The organism is uncultured Chitinophaga sp. (genome assembly GCF_937874145.1).
Classification (GTDB): Bacteria; Bacteroidota; Bacteroidia; order Chitinophagales; family Chitinophagaceae; genus Chitinophaga.
The window spans coordinates 1-1643 of record NZ_CALNBI010000081.1 but is presented as its reverse complement, the minus strand read 5'-3'; the positions used below and the strand labels follow the sequence as shown (position 1 = coordinate 1643).

The 1643-nt window shown below is 57.0% G+C and carries 3 protein-coding genes; all 3 read left to right on the top strand.

Going from position 1 to position 1643, the window contains the following annotated elements; all coding sequences use genetic code 11:
• Positions 1–335: MFS transporter (locus Q0510_RS03705; RefSeq protein WP_298708385.1), on the top strand; the 335-nt coding region annotated here is incomplete at its 5' end.
• 24 nt (positions 336–359) lie between these two features.
• Entirely contained in the window at positions 360–1124 is a 765-nt protein-coding gene (locus tag Q0510_RS03700) for a 3-oxoacyl-ACP reductase family protein (protein ID WP_298708383.1), read from the top strand.
• A 28-nt stretch (positions 1125–1152) separates the two neighbouring features.
• A partial coding sequence (locus Q0510_RS03695; RefSeq protein WP_298708381.1) for a GDSL-type esterase/lipase family protein occupies positions 1153–1643 on the top strand: 491 nt, incomplete at its 3' end.

The following is a 1643-nucleotide window of genomic DNA, read 5'->3' as shown; positions in this document are numbered from 1 at the left end:
GAACGGGCTCGTTTACGCTGGGCCTGGCGCCGCTCAGCTGGGTGATCGTTTCGGAAATTTACCCGAACCGCATCCGCAGCAAGGCGCTGGCGGTTGTGTGTTTCTTCCTGTACGCGGCGTCGTTCGTCACCGCGCAGTTTTTCCCAATGCTGACGGAATGGTTTATTGAAACGTTCGACAGCGCGGCCGGCGTATACTGGATCTTCGCCGCCATTTGCGCGGCATGTGCGCTTTTCTCCTGGAAAATGGTGCCCGAAACCAAAGGCCTCAGCCTGGAAAAGATCAGCGAATTCTGGCGCGACCGCCAGCAGGGTAGCGCCGGACAAAAAGTTTAACGCGAGCTAACAAAAAGTCATGATATGCGATTGAAAGATAAAGTGGCCATAATTACCGGTGCGGCGCAGTCCATCGGAAAAGCGGTGGCGCTGCGTTTCGCAGCGGAAGGCGCGAAAGTGGTGGTGAATCACCTCGCGCATCCCGAACTGGCGGCGGAGGTGGTGGAACTGATTACGGCGCAGGGCGGCGTAGCCATCGCCATCGCGGCGGATGTGGCGGACGAAGCGGCGGTGGAAAGGATGGTCCGCCAAACAGCGGACCGATTCGGCGGGGTCGATATCCTCGTGAATAACGCCGCCATCGATCCCCGGAAAGCCTGGCACGAGATCACCGTGGAGGAATGGGACCGGGTGATGACCAACAACGTGCGGTCGCAGTTCGTTTGCGCAAAGGCCGTTTATCCCTATATGCGGCAAAAGAAATACGGAAAGATCATCAACGTATCGTCGGTCACATTCTTCGCCGGGACGCGGAACTACGTGCATTACGTGGCGTCCAAGGGCGCGGTGATCGGGTTCACGCGGGCGCTGGCGCGGGAGGTGGGCGCCGATAACATTATGGTCAATTGCATCACGCCCGGCGCGGTGCTCACCGAAACGGAGCTGGAGAAAGTGGGCTCGAAGGAAGCTCAGGTGAAAGCGACCGAATTCCTGTTCGGCGTACAAGCCATTCCCCGGCGGCAGCAAACGGACGATATCGTTGGGGTGTTCGTTTTTCTCGCTTCGGACGACAGCGATTTCGTAACCGGCCAGACTTTAAATGTCGACGGCGGCTGGATGATGCATTAGCCCACGCCGGTTTTCAATATCAACATGTATGATGCACCGTTTTACTTGGGCGGTATTGTGCTGCCTGATGCTGGGTTGTGCAGTAGCGAAGCGCGCGGAAGAGGAACGTAGAAAGCCCGTCGTCTTCATGGGCGATTCCATCACGCAAGGCTGGCAGGCCCTCATGCCGGAATTCTTCGCGAGCAAACCGTTCGTCAATAAAGGGATCGGCGGGCAAACGACGCGGCAGATGCTGGCGCGTTTCCAAACCGATGTCCTGGATTTGCACCCACACGCTGTAGTGATCCTCGGCGGCACCAATGATATCGCCGGGTTGGGCGGAGATATGCCGGTTGATTCGATATTTCAAAACATCGTTACAATGGCGGGATTGGCGAAAGCCAACGGAATGAAAGTAATCCTATGCTCGGTGATCCCCGCTTACGAATATGCCTGTTGCAAAACCGTAGCGCCCGTACCGCTCATCGCCGCGCTGAATGAAAAAATCAGCAGGTATTGCCGGGAAGAAGGGATTTCCTA